This is a genomic window from Acinetobacter sp. SH024 (genome assembly GCF_000163635.1).
GTDB classification, from domain to species: Bacteria; Pseudomonadota; Gammaproteobacteria; order Pseudomonadales; family Moraxellaceae; genus Acinetobacter; species Acinetobacter pittii.
Window position 1 is genome coordinate 168675 of the sequence record NZ_GG753604.1, and the last position, 16521, is coordinate 185195.

The following is a 16521-nucleotide window of genomic DNA, read 5'->3' on the forward strand; positions in this document are numbered from 1 at the left end:
GTTATACTTGATTAATCCAGTATATCTGTTAATTCTGCGAGTTGGCATGCCTGAGTTACCCGAAGTCGAAACCACCAAAACCAGTTTATTTCCATTATTGAATCAAAAAGTTCTAAGTGTTGAAGTACGCAATCCTAGCTTACGCTGGCCTATACCAGATGATGTTCAGAAACTTGTTGGGCAACGTCTCATTGGGTTAAATCGACGTTCAAAATATATTTTGGCAAAGTTTGAACAAGATCAAATGCTTTGGCATTTAGGCATGTCAGGAAGCTTTCGTCTAACCGAGCCAAATGACGAACTGAGAAAGCATGACCATCTGATTATTCAATTTGAAGATCAGCAATTACGTTACCATGACCCTCGCCGTTTCGGTTGTATTCTTTGGCTTAATCCCGAGACTCAAGGCAAACTCATAGATACTTTAGGGCCTGAACCTTTAAGTACTGATTTTCATGCAGAATATTTAGCTTCTAAGCTCAAGAATAAGTCTGTCGGCATAAAAATTGCACTCATGGATAATCATGTAGTGGTTGGTGTAGGCAATATCTATGCAACTGAAAGCTTATTTAATGTAGGCATTCACCCAGCTCAGCCTGCTGGCGATTTGACTATGCAACAAATTGAAAAACTTGTTGTCGAGATTAAACGCATTTTAAAGTCGGCAATTGATTTAGGTGGCTCGACATTAAGAGACTACAGCAATGCCATGGGAGAAAATGGTTATTTCCAGCAAACACTTCTTGCTTACGGTCGTGCTGGAGAAATGTGTGTTAACTGTGAAACCACATTAGAAAACTTAAAACTTGGTCAGCGTGCCAGTGTATTTTGCCCACAGTGCCAACCGCTTAAAAAGCTGAGAAAGCCTTAATTTTTTGGAGGAAGACAACATGCAAACAGCAATTGTCCGACATATTTTAGTTAAAGATAAAGACTTAGCTGAGCAGCTAAAAAAGAAGCTTCAAAGTGGCGCTGACTTTGCCAAACTTGCCAAGCAATACTCTACCTGTAATTCGGCAAAACGTGGTGGTGAACTTGGTGAAGTCAAAAAAGGGCAATTGGTGCCCGTCATCGACAAAGTTGTTTTTACAGCTGCTGAACGTGTGTTACAAGGTCCAATCAAAAGCCAGTTTGGCTATCATCTTTTAGAAGTTAAATTTAGAATGGGCAGCTTACGTTGATTCCATAATTTTAACTATCGTTTTTCAGAAGCCTGTGCATTCAGCTGATATGTCCAGGCTTTAACATAATCGCCTGATTCTAATTTTATATTTGCGATGACACGTTGGTATTGAAAACCCTCAAAGTCATCAAGCATCTGCAAGTTTTCAGCAAGTTTTTCTGTGCTAAACAAATAGCCCTCTACCCAATCTGCTTCCGAATCTAACTCAAGCGCTTTTAACCCTTTGTCTGGCCCCCAATCTAAAATATGAATCACACCTCTTACACTGGCTTTGGTCCAACTACCGCCAATTTGTTCAAGAATATGAGCATTTGCTTTATTCGGACATAAAGTGCCATACACAAAAAGCTGATTCATTAATTTATATACCTTTTACAATATGCTGAGTTGAAATTCTCTCTACTGGCAATGTTACCAATAGTTTTAGTACAACATAAAATACTAAGTAATAAAAAACGGTACTCAAGGCACCGTTTTTTATTTCAAATCTTATTAAGCTTGCTTTTTTAACTCATCACGAATTTCACGCAACAATTGAATGTCTTCTGGAGTTGCAGCTGGAGCCTCTGGCTCTTCTTTATTACGGCGAAGTTTATTTAATAATTTCACCATTAAGAACACAACCCACGCCAGAATAATAAAGTTAATTAAAATGGTGAGGAAATTACCATAAGTTAAAACATTAATACCTGCTTTTTGCAAAGCATCTAAAGATTGCAAGTTATTAGGGTTTGCACCTAATACAATGAATTTTTGTGAAAAATCAACACCACCACCAGTAATTACAGTGATAAGTGGCATGATAATATCTTTCACTAAAGAGTCCACGATTTTGCCAAAAGCACCACCAATAATCACACCAATGGCTAAATCCATCATATTGCCTTTAACGGCAAATTCTTTAAATTCTTGAATAATACTCATCTAAACATCTCCAGATGTCGGGGGCAGAAACACGTCATATTTTTCTTTTTCATTGGCATCTTATCGAATTAGATAGTTCTCGCCATGATATTGATAATTTAATATTTTTATCAAAAAAAGAAAGCTATTTCACACTTTAACAACATATTCGTTTACAAGAAAAATATGATTTTAAGCTTACTTTAACTTCAAATATAACGATTAAAAAAACCGCTAAATTAATTTAGCGGTTTCTTCTTTTTCAATTAAGAAAAATTATTTATCACGATTACGTTTACGTTCATTTTCAGTTAAATAACGCTTACGGATACGGATTGATTTAGGTGTTACTTCAACTAATTCGTCGTCTTCAATGAATTCAAGCGCTTGTTCAAGCGTATATTCAATTGCAGGTACTAAAGTTAAAGCATCATCTGTACCAGATGCACGAACGTTAGTTAATTGTTTCGCTTTAGTCGGGTTTACAACCATATCGTCTGAACGAGAGTTAATACCCACGATCATACCTTCGTAAACTTCTAACTGTGGTTTAGCGAATAAACGACCACGGTCTTGTAAACTGAACAATGCATAGCCCAAGCAAGTACCTTGAACCATAGAGATCAATACACCGTTTTGACGTTTCGCAACAGTACCTTGTTTAACAGGACCATAATGCGAGAAGCTTGAAGTCATGATCCCTGTACCAGAAGTCATGGTCAAGAATTCAGAACGGAAACCGATCAAACCACGTGAAGGTACAGTTGCTTCAATACGGATACGGCCTTTACCGTCAACTTCCATATTGGTCATCTCGCCTTTACGATGACCCATTTGTTCCATTACAGCACCTTGATGCTGTTCTTCAACGTCAAAAGTTACGTTTTCATAAGGCTCTTGTCTTTCACCATCAATTTCTTTGATGATTACTTGTGGACGAGATACGCCCATTTCGAAACCTTCACGACGCATGTTTTCAATTAAAACTGAAAGATGAAGTTCACCACGGCCAGATACTTTGAAACGGTCTGGACTGTCAGTGTCTTCAACACGTAAAGCTACGTTATGAATTAATTCGCGATCAAGACGTTCACGGATATTACGTGAAGTTACGAACTTACCTTCTTTACCAGCAAACGGAGAGTTGTTTACTTGGAAAGTCATAGATACTGTAGGTTCATCTACAGATAAAGCTGGTAATGCTTCAACATTTTTCGGATCACAAATCGTGTCAGAAATGTTAAGTGCGTCGATACCAGTAATACATACGATATCACCAGCAGATGCTGACTCAACATCAATACGCTCTAAACCATGGTAACCCATGATTTTTAAGATACGACCGTTACGTGTATTGCCTTCTTTGTCAATTACAGTAACAGGAGTATTTAATTTTACTGAACCACGTTGAATACGACCAACACCGATAACACCTACGAAGCTGTTATAGTCAAGTGATGAAATCTGCATTTGGAATGGACCATCAACGTCAACTGCTGGTGGTTCAACGATATCTACAATCGTTTCAAACAACGGAGTCATGTCTTCTGCAAGTTCTTCTGGAGCAGGACCCGCTACACCACGTAAACCTGATGCATAAACGATTGGGAAATCTAATTGCTCATCAGTTGCACCAAGGTTATCAAATAAATCAAATACTTGATCAATAACCCAATCTGGACGTGCACTTGGTTTGTCAACTTTGTTAATAATAACAATTGGTTTTAAACCACGAGCAAAGGCTTTTTGTGTCACAAAGCGAGTTTGTGGCATTGGGCCTTCTTGAGAGTCAACTAAAAGTAATACGCAGTCAACCATCGACATAACACGTTCTACTTCACCACCGAAGTCGGCGTGTCCCGGGGTATCCACGATGTTGATACGGTAAGTTGTATCAGTACGTTTATCTAACCAAGTAATAGAAGTGTTCTTTGCAAGAATGGTAATACCACGTTCACTTTCAAGCGCATTTGAGTCCATGACACGCTCAATCTCGCCTGCTCGTTCACCGAGAGCACCAGATTGCTGAAGTAGTTTATCGACAAGTGTGGTTTTCCCGTGGTCGACGTGCGCAATAATTGCGATATTACGGAGATTTTTGATATCTGACATGAAAATTCGAAACGCCTGAAATTTGAGGGCAAATTATACAGAAAAACACTACTCTTGAGTAGTGACAGTTTATTGACATTGACAAAAAAATTTTCCAATAGCCTGTATTTCGTTTTGTAAAGATAGGTATCTCGATTAGAATAGCGCCAATTTGCGAAATTGCGGCGTACCTACACCCATGTCCAATCAACACTCTCAAGACCATCTTGACCTTGTTTATGGCTTAGATGATCGACCAAAACCTTTGATCGCTTTTTTAGCAGCTTTCCAGCATTTGCTTGCGATTATTGTACCAATTGTTACACCAGGGCTTTTAATTTGTTTAGCTTTAGGCGTATCACGCACCGAAACTAACATGATTTTATCTATGTCTTTGGTGATTTCGGGTATTGCTACATTTCTTCAATGTAAAAAAGTCGGCCCGTTTGGTGCAGGTCTTCTGATTGTACAAGGCACAAGCTTTAACTTTATTGGACCAATTATTGGTATTGGTAGTGCAATGGTTGCCGCAGGAACTCCTGTAAACCAAGTTATGGCTGCAATTTTTGGTGTAGTAATTGCTGGCTCCTTTATTGAAATGGGTGTTTCGCAAATTCTTCCATGGGTAAAAAGATTAATTACTCCCTTGGTGACTGGTATTGTTGTTCTATTAATTGGCTTAACGCTTATTAAGGAAGGCTTGATTAGTATGGGTGGTGGCTACCAAGCCATGCAAGACCATACTTTTGCAAGTGCAGACAACCTTATTATGTCATGTACCGTACTTGCTATTATTATTGTGCTAAACCGCATTCGGGTGGTTTGGATTAAAAGTTCAGCAATCTTAATTGCTTTAGTAATTGGTTACATTCTTGCAGGATTTATGGGTTACCTAGATTTCTCAGGTATTAAAGATGCGCCTCTTGTACAGATTCCAACGCCAATGCACTTTGGTTTAAGCTTTTCTTGGGGCTTATTCATTCCAATGGCTTTTATCTATTTAGTTACATCTTTAGAAGCGATTGGTGACGTGACTGCAACCAGTAAACTTTCAAACCAACCCGTTAATGGTCCAGAATGGATGAAACGCATTAAAGGCGGTGTTTTAGTAAATGGTGCAAACTCTTTATTAGCTGGATTATTTAATACTTTCCCAAGTTCTGTTTTTGCTCAAAATAATGGTGTAATCCAACTCACTGGGGTTGCAAGTCGTTATGTGGGTATCTGGATTGCTGCTTTACTTATTTTATTGGGTTTATTTCCAGCAGTAGCTGGTGTAATACAAGCAGTTCCTCAAGCAGTTTTAGGTGGTGCTGTGATGGTCATGTTCGGTGCGGTTGCTGCATCAGGTATTAACATTCTTTCATCGATTCACCTTGATCGCAGAGCACTTTTGATTATCGCAATTTCACTTGCATTAGGTTTGGGTGTTGCTCAAGTTCCTCAAATTTTGGAACACCTACCAGAATTATTTAAAAATATTTTTAGCTCTGGCGTAGCGACGGGTGGTATAGCAGCATTAATTTTAAATGTTGTACTTCCTGAAACACATAAATAACTATTTTTTTAATTTTGATTACTGCCCAGTTTCCACTGGGCATTCTTCTTCATGAGAGATGTACATGGATCCTAGAAGTGAAGTGATATTAAGACAGCAAGACTATTTAAAAGGTAGAATCTTGTTCATTAATGCACCGAATGATGCCTTAGTTAGTCAACTACCAGCTGATATTGATGCGTCAGTCTGGACATGGAACCATGCTGACTACCAGAGCTTTATAAATAGTGGAACAAATGCGCATTTCTCAGTTGAGTTTCCATTACAAGAATTCGATCAAGCTGTCATTTTTGTTCCCAAATCTAAAGAACTGTTAAATTACATATTGCATGTCGTAATGAGCAATCTTAAAACTGCTCAGTCTGTTTTTTTAGTAGGTGAAAAAAAAGGTGGTGTTGAACGCGCTGCCAAACAATTACAAAGCTTCGGCAAAGTACTTAAACTTGATAGTGCACGTCACTGTCAGCTATGGCACTTAAAGATTGAAAAAACAGAACAGCTTAAACCTCTCGAAAGTTGGCTTAAAACTTACACTGTTCATGTTAATGAACAAGAGCTTACGATTTGTGCCCTTCCCGGTGTATTTAGTCAAAATCATCTAGATGTCGGAACTGCTGTTTTACTCCCTTATCTTAATCAGGTGAAATCAGGTAGAATTGCCGACTTCGGGTGTGGTGCTGGAATTATCAGTTGCTATTTGGCAAAAATAAATTCAAGTAATATTATTCATGCCCTAGATATTGATGCTTTCGCTTTACGGTCAACGGAAATGACTTTTAGTCGAAATGGAATAGGTTCAGACCAGTTGAGATTGCAGCCTGTTACAGGAATTGCAGACGCTCCAACAGAACTCGATGCCATTGTCAGTAATCCCCCTTTTCATCAGGGTATTCATACCAACTATGATGCAAGTGAAGGACTCTGCCAGAACGCTAAAAAACATTTAAAGGCATCAGGTGAGCTATGGATTGTAGCAAACCGTTTTTTAAACTATCCGATCTTAATTGAGAAGCACTTTGGTCAGTGCCAGATTAAAACTGATCATCAAGGCTTTAAGGTGTTATATGCCTGTGCATAACAAACTATGTAAGGAATCTCCATGAGCGAAACACATGCTCCTGAAAAACTCCAGCGTAAGCTTGGGGCTCGTCATCTGAATATGATCGCCATTGGTGGTTCCATTGGTACAGGCCTCTTCCTTGCTTCTGGATCAACCATTGCAAACGCTGGCCCTGGTGGAGCGCTACTCGCCTATTCACTCATTGGCATTATGATTTACTTCTTAATGACCAGCTTAGGTGAGCTTGCAACTCACACACCAACATCCGGTGCCTTTTTTACTTACGGCAGTCGTTATGTCGAAGAAGGCTTTGGTTTCGCTCTAGGCTGGAACTATTGGTATAACTGGGCAATTACGGTTGCATTTGAACTTGTTGCAGTCCAGTTTATTATGAAGTTCTGGTTCCCTGATATTCCGGGATTCTATTGGAGTGCTTTATTCCTTGCCGTTATTTTTATGATTAACGCGATGACAGTAAAGGGATTTGGCGAAAGCGAATTCTGGTTCTCAATGGTAAAAGTGATTGCAATTGTTGCATTTATTATTATTGGCTTAGCCATGATCATCAAGATTATGCTAACTCCAGGTGTTGCAACATTCGGGAACTGGACTTACAAAGAGGCACCTTTTGTAGGCGGTTTACAAGCCATGATTGGTGTAGCAATGATTGCCGGATTCTCTTTCCAAGGAACTGAAATGGTTGGGGTTGCTGCTGGCGAATCAAAAGATCCAAAGAAGACAATTCCACTTGCAATCAAACAGATTTTCTGGCGAATCTTATTATTCTATATCCTATGTATTTTCATTATCGGCACCCTGATTGCCTATGATGACCCGAATTTATTGCAAGCAGCAGCCACTGAAGATATCGCGCTTTCTCCATTTACATTGCTTTATGAAAGAGTAGGTTTTGCTTTTGCTGCGAGTTTAATGAATGCTGTCATTCTTACTGCTATTTTATCAGCAGGTAATTCAGGCATGTATTCCTCAACTCGTATGTTGTTTAAAATGGCTCAAGAAGGCCGTGCACCAAAGTGGTTTGGAAAACTCGATGGTCGTGGCGTTCCGATGAATGCGCTCTATGCCACCACATTTATTGCCGCTTTTTGCTTCCTCACAACATTTATTGGAGAAAAGCAAGTATTTAACTGGCTACTCAATATGTCGGGTATGTGCGGTTTTATTGTTTGGTTAGGAATTGCGATTTCACATTATCGTTTCCGTAAAGGATATATTGCTCAAGGCTATAAATTAGAAGATTTAGCATATCGTGCCAAATTTTTCCCATTTGCACCCTGGTTTGCATTTATTCTCTGCTCAATCATTATCTTAGGGCAGAACTACCAAGCCATTTTAGGTGGAAAAATTGATTGGTTAGGCTTACTTTCAACCTATATTAGCTTGCCACTGTTCTTGATCATTTGGTTAGGTTATAAGTGGAAAAATAAAACCAAATTGATCTCTTACGATCAAATGAACGTCAAACCTGAGCAAGATTAAAACTGGTCATTAAAGTAAATCAAAGATCAAAAGCTTGATCTTTGATTTAAAAAGCGTAAAATGCCGTTCAGATTTTCAACGGCACTTTTAAATAAGGAGGACATCATGCCATTAGTACAAGGTAAAACAGATTAAATAATTTGGCACGATGTCAGCTCACGGACAAGTGTACAAATTCACACCACTTGTCCGAATGCTTAAACTTAGAACCTAGCATTCGCTAGGTTTTTTTATGCCTATTCGGACGGAAAAATAAGAGAAAAATTATGGGCATACAAAAAATATTAAACAAGGAGGCACTCTATGGTGTCCCTGTTAAAATTTTTACTCAAGATATAGATAGTGAAAGTATAGAACAACTCAAAAAAATGGCTCAGCTGCAATTCATCTATTCTCACATTGCAGTTATGCCTGATGTGCATGTGGGTAAAGGCACTACTGTAGGTAGTGTTATTCCAACCAAACACGCCATTATTCCTGCTGCTGTAGGAGTTGACATTGGATGTGGGATGAATGCAATTCGCTTGAGTTTAAAGGCTTCACAATTACCTGATAACTTAAGTCGTTTGCGTGATGCAATTGAACGTAAAGTCCCTGTTGGCTTTGCTTTGCATAAACAAGTCAAAGCGAAAGCTTCTAGCATTATTCCACTTGAAAAATGCTTAGAACCAATTATCAAAAAGCATCCTGGTCTTGTCCGAATGCTTCGACAATTTGATGCAACATGGCAAAAGCAACTTGGGACTTTGGGTGGTGGTAATCACTTTATAGAGTTATGTATTGATGAGAATCAAGACGTATGGGTAATGCTACATTCAGGTAGCAGAGGGCTTGGTAATGTTATTGGTACTTACTTTATTGAGTTAGCCAAAAAAGAAGCTCAGCATCGCTTTGGCCATGTTCCTGATAAAGACTTAAGTTATTTTGCTGAAGGCTCAAAAAGTTTTGATGATTATGTAGAAGCTGTAGAGTGGGCACAAGAATATGCTTTTGAAAACCGCAAAGAGATGATGCGATTAATTTTAGAAGCGATCCGCCCTCCTCTCCCTTCTTTTCAAATGACAAAAGAAGCGATTAATTGTCATCATAATTATGTAAGCCGTGAAACACATTTTGGCGAAAATCTATTGATTACCCGAAAAGGTGCAATTAGAGCAGGCTTAGATGAGTTAGGTATTATTCCAGGTTCAATGGGAGCACGATCTTATATCGTTAAAGGCAAAGCAAATCCTGAATCATTTTGTTCTTGTTCTCATGGCGCTGGTCGCAAGATGAGCAGAAGTAAAGCAAAAGTTCTTTTTAATCAGCAAGATCTTATTGAACAAACCCAAGGTATTGAATGCCGTAAAGAAAGTGGCGTTGTCGATGAAATTCCAAGCGCCTATAAAGACATTGATGAAGTCATGGCGAATCAGTCAGACCTCATTGAAGTCGTTCACACACTTAAACAAGTTTTATGTATTAAAGGTTAAAACATGAAAATTAAAGAAATGTCAAAAATCAAAGTCCGTAATCAAGTGGCTCTTTCCCCTTTACTTCACAAAGGTGGAATACATGAAACAGAGAAACCTCGTGCTCAACATCGTAGAGATAGACAAGACGCTAAACAGCAATTGAAGAAAGGTGTTTGGTAAATAATTTAAACCAAGATCGAAAGTAATTATTATTAAGGAGACATAGAAATGACTAAATATTTTAAAAATCGCAATAAAAAAAGCGACTCTAACGAGTCGCTTTTTTACTGTTCAAAAACTCAAATTATTGAGCTTGTTGACCAGGTTGAACAACTACAGTACGGCTACCAGTGATTGTCGCGAATACACGACGGTTCATAGCACGACCTTCTTTAGTTTTGTTGTCAGCAATCGGTTGATCCCAAGCGAAGCCTTGAGTAGACAAACGAGATGCATCAACGTTGTATTCGTTTACAAGAGCTGATTTAACAGAGTTAGCACGAGCTAAAGATAAACGTTCGTTCAATTTACGTGGACCAGTGTTATCTGTGTGACCTTCGATACGTGCAGTAGCGTTAGGGTATTCAGTTAACTTCTCAGCAACTTTAGCGATTTCTGGTTTGTATTGGTCTTTGATATTTGATTTGTTAGTATCAAAGAACACGCGAAGTTCCATGTTAAGATCTTCAGTTAACTCTTGTGGTTGTGGAGCAACTGGAGTTGGTTCAACTGGAGCAACTTCCACTACAGGAGCAGCAGGCTTCAAGTGACCACCAAGAACTACGTTCAAACCAGCAAGAGCTGTATAGTTCCAGAATTTTTCGTCAAAGTTATAAGTACCACGAGCTTCTGTACGAAGAGATAAAGCATCGTTCAAGCGGTAGAAAGCACCTACACCTGCGTTACCTAAAGTACCTTCTTCGCCATCATGATATGCTAAACGAGCATCATCAAACTCATATTTGTAGTGACCAGCACCTAACAATACATATGGCTTAATTTTGCTGTCATAGTTTTTTGTGATTAAATCAGAAGTAACATAGAAATTACCATTGATTTGTTTTTGTTTGTATTCACCGTAGTTAGGATCTACATCACCTTTAACTTGGTTATATTCAGCTTCGAAACCTAACCATGGTGTTAACTCAATACCAAGAGCTGCACCAACGAATAAATCGTCTTGTAATTCAGGTCCGTTAGTTAACTCGCCTTTGTCACCACCATTGTTGTGTTGGCTGTCTTGGAAAGTGTAACCAAGCAATAATGGAGTAACAGTTACGCCAGCATTAGCAGCAGCTAATGGAGCAGCGACAAGCATAGCAAGTGCAATACGACTCAATTTCATGGATATCCTCCAGAGATAACAATTGTTGTTCAAGCTCAGCCTAAATTTATTGGCCCCTGAGATATTTTCACCCCAGTATTATTTTTAAGCTATTCACATTTGAATCATACAAACACTTGATAGACTTTCCAAGTGCTTGATAATTTTAATCAAGTAAATTATTGACAAAATTACTTACAATTTCCGTTGTAATTCGGTAATTTTTCACTCAACTAGCAAATATGAACAACTTCTTTCTTTCGCTTACGGTGATTTTACCAGTATTCTAGCATCCTGATAACCTTTATTTAATTTTGTGTTTCCTCACTATAAAAATCATTATAAATCATTGATAGAAAGCATAAAATCAAAATACCTCTTTATATATTAAGGAATTTTAATGTTTAAATCTCCCGGTTTCACGTTGTTGGAACTCGCTATAACGCTCGCAATTCTTATGATTATGGCCACTATAGCGCTTCCTTTATATCATCAATTTATGGCTTCTGTAGAATTAAAAAATTCGCCTCGACTACTCACAATTCATATACAAAAAGCCAAATACGACGCAATTCTACGACATAAGAGTGTCGTACTTTGCCCAAGTGTTGATTTGTCTACATGTAATAATAACTGGGATACAAGTCTTATAAGCTTTGTAGACACGAATCAGAATCTACAAAGAGAAAATAATGAAGAAGTATTAACCAATGTTGAATTTGCTCATCGCTACGGTTCTTTAAAATTTCAAAAGTTTGGAAAAAAACTAAATAGTATTGTATTTCAGGGCGACACAGGACTCCCACGCGAATCTAACGGCACTTTTACTTACTGTTCTTATAACCAGCTTAAAAACTTTAAATTAATTCTCAGCAAAATGGGACACACCCGTTTAGAAGACCTTAAAAATTGTTAGAACTCTACAGTCTAATGCAGAAGATATCTCTCTTTGATTTTTGCAATATACTGCCTAGGTTTTAAACATTTCTTATTTTGAGATTAAGAACAATCGGAGATTACAACAATGACTGACATCGTAATTGTAAATGGTGCTCGTACTGCCATGGGTGGTTTTCAAGGATCACTATCAGGACTTACAGCGCCTGAATTAGGTGCTGTAACGATTAAAGAAGCAATCGCACGAGCAGGTTTACAGCCTACTGATGTCGAAGAAGTCATTATGGGTTGTGTACTGCCTGCTGGCCTAAAGCAAGGTCCAGCACGTCAAGCGATGCGTAAAGCTGGCTTACCAGACTCTACAGGTGCAGTAACGATTAACAAGCTTTGTGGTTCTGGCATGAAAGCTGTTATGCAAGCCGCTGATATGATTAAAGCAGGTAGTGCTGAAGTTGTTGTTGCTGGCGGTATGGAGTCTATGACAAATGCACCTTATGTTTTACCAAAAGCACGAGCTGGCTATCGCATGGGCCATGGCGAAATTAAAGATCATATGTTCTTTGATGGGCTTGAAGATGCTGAAACTGGGCGTTTAATGGGTTCATTTGCTCAAGATATGGCCAATACTCGTGGCTATACACGTGAACAAATGGATGACTTTGCGATTCGCTCTTTAAAACGTGCTCAAACAGCAATTACTGAAGGTTATTTCAAAGACGAAATCGTTCCAGTTACTGTACCTAGTCGTAAAGGTGATGACCTTGTTGATCAGGATGAACAACCTTTAAATGCCAAGATTGACAAGATTCCTTCACTCAAACCAGCTTTTGCAAAAGACGGTACGATTACCGCCGCAAATGCAAGTTCTATTTCGGATGGTGCATCTGCATTAGTATTAACTTCAAGTGAAGTTGCAGCACAGCGCGGTTTGCAACCGCTTGCAAAAATTATCGCAACAGCGTCAAACTCTCAGCATCCTTCAGAATTTACGATCGCTCCAGTTGGTGCTATCGAAAAAGTGCTTAAAAAAGCGGGATGGAATGCGCAAGATGTTGACCTGTGGGAAATTAACGAAGCGTTTGCTATGGTTACCATGTGCCCAATTGATGATTTCAAACTTGATGCAGAGAAAGTAAATATCAATGGTGGTGCTTGTGCACTAGGTCACCCTGTAGGTTCTACGGGCTCTCGTATTATTCTTACACTTATTCATGCACTGAAACGTACTGGCGGTAAAAAAGGTATTGCTGCACTCTGTATTGGTGGTGGTGAGGCAACAGCAGTTGCAATTGAACTCATTTAATCCAAATTCATTATTTTAAAATCCCACTTCGGTGGGATTTTTTATGAAAAAACTACAAAAAATGACCCACAAAATCACTTTTAAGTTTTAACTTATTCCTTTAAACGAAAACAACAATGGACAATAACAATGCAACTCAATCACTATCTCAATTTCCAAGGTCAAGCAGAACAAGCCTTTAACTTTTATAAATCAGTATTTGGTGGTGAATTCGGTATGTTAAGCCGTTATGGTGATATGCCAGCGCCTGAAGGTGTGACGTTATCGGAAGCCGACAAAAATTTGGTTCTACATGTTTCTTTACCGATTAATGAGTACACTGTGCTTATGGCCTCAGATACAAATGATCAGTTTTGTACCCCTAACAGCGTTTTCACCCAAGGAAATAATCACTACATATCGATCAACCTTGAAAAAGATGAGCAAGAAAAAGCAAAACAACTTTTTGATGCTTTATCTGTTGATGGTCAAATTGAAATGCCTTTAGAAAAAACGTTCTGGGGCGCATTGTACGGCGCTTTTACCGATCAGTTCGGTATAAAGTGGATGGTTAACTGCCAGCTTGACACTTAATATTTTCAATATTCAGCCCTTATAGAGATACTTAATATTTCTATAAGGGCTTTAAACATCGATATTGGAATATTGCGCAATAATCATTAAACCTACAGTAATAAAACCAATTCCCACCCATCCTGCCACATCAATATTCTGACCAAGAAAAATCTTTGCTAAAAAAGCGGTTGCTAATACACCTATCCCAGACCAAAGCACATATAAGATTCCAGCTTGCATATATTTCAAAGCAATAGCAGCGCATGCAAAAGAAATAATATACAAAACCAGAGCAATGCCTTGAGCTGTTTTATTGACTAAGCCATTCCCCTTAGCAGAATAAAATGTTGAGAGTACATCTGTCGCAATAGCAAAAAGTAGCCACCAAGCACCAGGATTTATTTTTGAAATTAAACCTAACATTGTTGTTCTTCAGTTGAGTCTTTTAAAAATTATTCATAAAAAAAGCTGAACCTGAGTTCAGCCTTTATATTTAAAAACTATTTAAGCACCAGTTTGATAACTTGCTTGTGGTACGGCTGTTGAAGCTTGGTATGGGTTGGTAAAGTCTTGCAAACCAGCTGCCGCTTCTTGCACATCTTTACCTTCTTTAATCACAAAACTATCAAAACCTGAACGTTTTAAGTAATTTAGAACATCCTTAAACACATCACCAGTTGCACGCAATTCGCCTTGGAAACCTTGACGACGCAATAGTGCAGCAAATGAATAACCACGACCATCACCAAAACCTGCAAATTCAATGAAGATTGCATCAAGTTCACTTAATGGAAATGTGTGCTCTTCAGGTGAATCATTTACGGTCACATACAAAGCTTTTTTGCCTTGAACGTTAGCTAATTGATCGAGTTGAGCTGTTGTGACCACAACATCACCTTGGGGAATAACACCATCTTCAGCAATGATTTGATAAGTATTATCTGCAATCGTGCCATCTTTATAAAGCACTGGTAGAGCTGTATTAAGCATATGCACGCTCCTTAAATGGTTGAATTCCTACACGGCGATATGTATCAACAAAACGCTCACCTTCAGTACGCAAATCAAGATAAGTATTCAATACTTCTTCAATAACATCAGGCACAGCATCTGCTGCAAAAGATGGCCCTAAGATGTCACCGATTGATGCATCATGGTCTGAATTACCACCTAATGTAATTTGATAGAACTCAGCGCCTTTCTTATCTACACCTAAAATACCGATGTTACCTACATGGTGGTGACCACAAGCATTCATACAACCAGAAATATTTAGATCTAAATGACCAAGATCATAAACTTTGTCTAAGTCATCAAAACGACGTGTAATTGCTTCAGCAATTGGAATTGATTTCGCATTTGCAAGTGAACAGAAATCACCGCCCGGGCAACTAATGATATCGGTAATAAAGCCGATATGTGCACGCGCCATATTTTGTTGTTCAAGCGCTTGCCATACATCGAACAAATCTTTTTGAGGTACATCCGCCAAAGCAATGTTTTGTTCGTGAGTCGTGCGAAGTTCACCAAACGTATATTTATCAGCAAGATCTGCAATAAAATTCATTTCTTCGGTGGTCATATCACCCGGTGCGATGCCTGCACGTTTTAAAGAAATCGTAACAATACGATAGCCCTTTACTTTATGTGCATGCGTATTGATGTTGAACCACTGTTTGAATTTTGGATGCTCAGCAAATAAAGCTGTGAAGTCTTCATCTGCTAAATCTTTGTAAGCAAATGGAGTGAACTCTTCATCCAGTTTTTTCAAGATTTCTGGCTGAATCTTCAATGCTTCACGTGTATGTTCAAATTCAGCTTCAACTTTCTGTGCAAACACTTCAGGAGTTAATGCTTTAACTAGAATTTTGATACGTGCTTTATATTTGTTATCACGACGGCCATGCAAGTTATAAACACGTAAAACCGCTTCTAAGTAAGCAATTAAATCTTCACGTGGTAAAAACTCACGGATAACGCTACCAATGATTGGAGTACGGCCTAAACCACCACCAGCCATAATTTTATAGCCTATTTCACTGGCTTCATTACGCACGATATAAACACCAATATCGTGGAATGCAGTTGCCGCACGATCTTTTTCTTCAAGTGCAGAAACAGCAATTTTGAACTTACGTGGCAAGAATGCAAATTCTGGGTGGAATGTACTCCACTGACGAATCAACTCACATGTTGGACGTGGGTCTGCAATTTCACCAGCAACCACACCTGCATATTGGTCAGTTGTGGTATTACGAATACAGTTACCACTGGTTTGAATGGCATGCATTTGTACAGTTGCAAGTTCAGCTAAAATGTCTGGTACATCTTCAAGCGCAGGCCAGTTCAACTGGATGTTCTGACGTGTAGATACATGTGCATAACCACGGTCATAAGCAGTTGAAACTTCAGCAACTTTACGTAATTGTTTAGAATTCATTAAGCCATACGGCACAGCTATACGCAGCATAGGCGCATAACGTTGCACATATAAACCATTTTGCAAACGTAATGGACGATATTCGTCTTCAGAAAGTTTGCCAGCTAAATAGCGTTCTGTTTGATCACGGAACTGAGCAACTCGTTCATTAACCAGCTGCTGGTCGAAATCGGTATATAAATACATGGCGTATGGCTAGTAGATTCATTATTAAGGCGGATAGCATAGCGAGCTTTTATTCATCAATAAAATG

17 protein-coding genes are annotated in these 16521 nt (G+C 38.7%); 10 read left to right on the forward strand and 7 right to left on the reverse strand.

Going from position 1 to position 16521, the window contains the following annotated elements; all coding sequences use genetic code 11:
• Nucleotides 1-46: 46 nt before the first annotated feature.
• Together mutM and HMPREF0013_RS21845 are read left to right on the forward strand one after the other, a co-directional pair.
• Nucleotides 47-871 carry a bifunctional DNA-formamidopyrimidine glycosylase/DNA-(apurinic or apyrimidinic site) lyase gene (gene mutM, locus HMPREF0013_RS21840; RefSeq protein WP_002116055.1) on the forward strand — a complete coding sequence of 275 codons (825 nt, stop codon included), beginning with the start codon at nucleotides 47-49 and terminating at the stop codon, nucleotides 869-871.
• A gap of 19 nt (nucleotides 872-890) precedes the next feature.
• Nucleotides 891-1181 (forward strand): peptidylprolyl isomerase, encoded by a 291-nt coding sequence (locus HMPREF0013_RS21845; RefSeq protein ID WP_002051379.1) that lies wholly within the window; start codon nucleotides 891-893, stop codon nucleotides 1179-1181.
• 14 nt (nucleotides 1182-1195) lie between these two features.
• On the opposite strand, the gene HMPREF0013_RS21850 is transcribed toward HMPREF0013_RS21845, so the two are convergent.
• The 3 genes from HMPREF0013_RS21850 to typA all read right to left on the reverse strand — a co-directional run bounded on the left by HMPREF0013_RS21850 (nucleotide 1196) and on the right by typA (nucleotide 4198).
• On the reverse strand, nucleotides 1196-1540 hold the full coding sequence (locus HMPREF0013_RS21850; RefSeq protein ID WP_002116214.1) for a gamma-glutamylcyclotransferase family protein: 345 nt from the start codon (nucleotides 1538-1540) through the stop codon (nucleotides 1196-1198).
• Between the two features lie 135 nt (nucleotides 1541-1675).
• Nucleotides 1676-2107, reverse strand: coding sequence for a large conductance mechanosensitive channel protein MscL (gene mscL, locus HMPREF0013_RS21855; RefSeq protein WP_002116334.1), 432 nt, complete (start codon nucleotides 2105-2107; stop codon nucleotides 1676-1678).
• Between the two features lie 255 nt (nucleotides 2108-2362).
• The gene (gene typA / locus HMPREF0013_RS21860; RefSeq protein ID WP_002116501.1) at nucleotides 2363-4198 is read right to left on the reverse strand and encodes a translational GTPase TypA; all 1836 of its coding nucleotides are present in this window, start codon (nucleotides 4196-4198) and stop codon (nucleotides 2363-2365) included.
• 178 nt (nucleotides 4199-4376) lie between these two features.
• On the opposite strand from typA, the gene HMPREF0013_RS21865 reads away from it, so the two are divergent.
• The 5 genes from HMPREF0013_RS21865 to HMPREF0013_RS25115 all read left to right on the forward strand — a co-directional run bounded on the left by HMPREF0013_RS21865 (nucleotide 4377) and on the right by HMPREF0013_RS25115 (nucleotide 9929).
• Complete coding sequence (locus HMPREF0013_RS21865) at nucleotides 4377-5735, forward strand: uracil-xanthine permease family protein (RefSeq protein ID WP_002116159.1); 1359 nt, start codon at nucleotides 4377-4379, stop codon at nucleotides 5733-5735.
• Nucleotides 5736-5799: 64 nt separating this feature from the next.
• Nucleotides 5800-6813: a methyltransferase gene (locus tag HMPREF0013_RS21870; RefSeq protein WP_002116028.1), complete on the forward strand. Its 1014-nt coding sequence runs from the start codon at nucleotides 5800-5802 to the stop codon at nucleotides 6811-6813.
• Between the two features lie 21 nt (nucleotides 6814-6834).
• Nucleotides 6835-8295 carry an amino acid permease gene (locus tag HMPREF0013_RS21875; protein WP_002116519.1) on the forward strand — a complete coding sequence of 487 codons (1461 nt, stop codon included), beginning with the start codon at nucleotides 6835-6837 and terminating at the stop codon, nucleotides 8293-8295.
• 266 nt (nucleotides 8296-8561) lie between these two features.
• Nucleotides 8562-9767: an RtcB family protein gene (locus HMPREF0013_RS21880; RefSeq protein WP_002116075.1), complete on the forward strand. Its 1206-nt coding sequence runs from the start codon at nucleotides 8562-8564 to the stop codon at nucleotides 9765-9767.
• 3 nt (nucleotides 9768-9770) lie between these two features.
• Nucleotides 9771-9929, forward strand: a complete 159-nt coding sequence (locus HMPREF0013_RS25115; RefSeq protein WP_002116121.1) for a hypothetical protein — start codon at nucleotides 9771-9773, stop codon at nucleotides 9927-9929.
• Nucleotides 9930-10053: 124 nt separating this feature from the next.
• Here HMPREF0013_RS25115 and omp38 read toward each other — a convergent pair whose 3' ends face one another.
• Nucleotides 10054-11094, reverse strand: a complete 1041-nt coding sequence (omp38, locus tag HMPREF0013_RS21890) for an outer membrane protein Omp38 (RefSeq protein ID WP_002116311.1) — start codon at nucleotides 11092-11094, stop codon at nucleotides 10054-10056.
• 379 nt (nucleotides 11095-11473) lie between these two features.
• Here omp38 and HMPREF0013_RS21895 point away from each other — a divergent pair, with 379 nt between their 5' ends.
• The 3 genes from HMPREF0013_RS21895 (at nucleotide 11474) to HMPREF0013_RS21905 (ending at nucleotide 13846) form a co-directional block, all read left to right on the forward strand.
• A complete protein-coding gene (locus HMPREF0013_RS21895) occupies nucleotides 11474-11989 on the forward strand; it encodes a GspH/FimT family pseudopilin (RefSeq protein ID WP_002116357.1) in 516 nt (171 codons plus the stop codon).
• Nucleotides 11990-12097: 108 nt separating this feature from the next.
• Nucleotides 12098-13273, forward strand: a complete 1176-nt coding sequence (locus HMPREF0013_RS21900) for a thiolase family protein (RefSeq protein WP_002116080.1) — start codon at nucleotides 12098-12100, stop codon at nucleotides 13271-13273.
• A 129-nt stretch (nucleotides 13274-13402) separates the two neighbouring features.
• On the forward strand, nucleotides 13403-13846 hold the full coding sequence (locus tag HMPREF0013_RS21905; protein WP_002116181.1) for a VOC family protein: 444 nt from the start codon (nucleotides 13403-13405) through the stop codon (nucleotides 13844-13846).
• Between the two features lie 51 nt (nucleotides 13847-13897).
• On the opposite strand, the gene HMPREF0013_RS21910 is transcribed toward HMPREF0013_RS21905, so the two are convergent.
• The 3 genes from HMPREF0013_RS21910 to HMPREF0013_RS21920 form a co-directional block, all read right to left on the reverse strand.
• Entirely contained in the window at nucleotides 13898-14251 is a 354-nt protein-coding gene (locus tag HMPREF0013_RS21910) for a DMT family transporter (protein ID WP_002116446.1), read from the reverse strand.
• 81 nt (nucleotides 14252-14332) lie between these two features.
• Complete coding sequence (locus tag HMPREF0013_RS21915) at nucleotides 14333-14818, reverse strand: DUF934 domain-containing protein (protein WP_002116122.1); 486 nt, start codon at nucleotides 14816-14818, stop codon at nucleotides 14333-14335.
• Entirely contained in the window at nucleotides 14811-16454 is a 1644-nt protein-coding gene (locus tag HMPREF0013_RS21920) for a nitrite/sulfite reductase (RefSeq protein ID WP_002116477.1), read from the reverse strand. Before HMPREF0013_RS21920 ends, HMPREF0013_RS21915 begins: the two co-directional genes overlap by 8 nt.
• Nucleotides 16455-16521: the final 67 nt, after the last annotated feature.

Excerpts from the sequence above, each read along its gene's own strand:
- mutM (WP_002116055.1), top strand. The coding sequence starts at position 47 with ATGCCTGAGTTACCCGAAGTCGAAACCACCAAAACCAGTTTATTTCCA.
- HMPREF0013_RS21845 (WP_002051379.1), top strand. The coding sequence starts at position 891 with ATGCAAACAGCAATTGTCCGACATATTTTAGTTAAAGATAAAGACTTA.
- HMPREF0013_RS21850 (WP_002116214.1), bottom strand. The coding sequence starts at position 1,540 with ATGAATCAGCTTTTTGTGTATGGCACTTTATGTCCGAATAAAGCAAAT.
- mscL (WP_002116334.1), bottom strand. The coding sequence starts at position 2,107 with ATGAGTATTATTCAAGAATTTAAAGAATTTGCCGTTAAAGGCAATATG.
- typA (WP_002116501.1), bottom strand. The coding sequence starts at position 4,198 with ATGTCAGATATCAAAAATCTCCGTAATATCGCAATTATTGCGCACGTC.
- HMPREF0013_RS21865 (WP_002116159.1), top strand. The coding sequence starts at position 4,377 with ATGTCCAATCAACACTCTCAAGACCATCTTGACCTTGTTTATGGCTTA.
- HMPREF0013_RS21870 (WP_002116028.1), top strand. The coding sequence starts at position 5,800 with ATGGATCCTAGAAGTGAAGTGATATTAAGACAGCAAGACTATTTAAAA.
- HMPREF0013_RS21875 (WP_002116519.1), top strand. The coding sequence starts at position 6,835 with ATGAGCGAAACACATGCTCCTGAAAAACTCCAGCGTAAGCTTGGGGCT.
- HMPREF0013_RS21880 (WP_002116075.1), top strand. The coding sequence starts at position 8,562 with ATGGGCATACAAAAAATATTAAACAAGGAGGCACTCTATGGTGTCCCT.
- HMPREF0013_RS25115 (WP_002116121.1), top strand. The coding sequence starts at position 9,771 with ATGAAAATTAAAGAAATGTCAAAAATCAAAGTCCGTAATCAAGTGGCT.
- omp38 (WP_002116311.1), bottom strand. The coding sequence starts at position 11,094 with ATGAAATTGAGTCGTATTGCACTTGCTATGCTTGTCGCTGCTCCATTA.
- HMPREF0013_RS21895 (WP_002116357.1), top strand. The coding sequence starts at position 11,474 with ATGTTTAAATCTCCCGGTTTCACGTTGTTGGAACTCGCTATAACGCTC.
- HMPREF0013_RS21900 (WP_002116080.1), top strand. The coding sequence starts at position 12,098 with ATGACTGACATCGTAATTGTAAATGGTGCTCGTACTGCCATGGGTGGT.
- HMPREF0013_RS21905 (WP_002116181.1), top strand. The coding sequence starts at position 13,403 with ATGCAACTCAATCACTATCTCAATTTCCAAGGTCAAGCAGAACAAGCC.
- HMPREF0013_RS21910 (WP_002116446.1), bottom strand. The coding sequence starts at position 14,251 with ATGTTAGGTTTAATTTCAAAAATAAATCCTGGTGCTTGGTGGCTACTT.
- HMPREF0013_RS21915 (WP_002116122.1), bottom strand. The coding sequence starts at position 14,818 with ATGCTTAATACAGCTCTACCAGTGCTTTATAAAGATGGCACGATTGCA.
- HMPREF0013_RS21920 (WP_002116477.1), bottom strand. The coding sequence starts at position 16,454 with ATGTATTTATATACCGATTTCGACCAGCAGCTGGTTAATGAACGAGTT.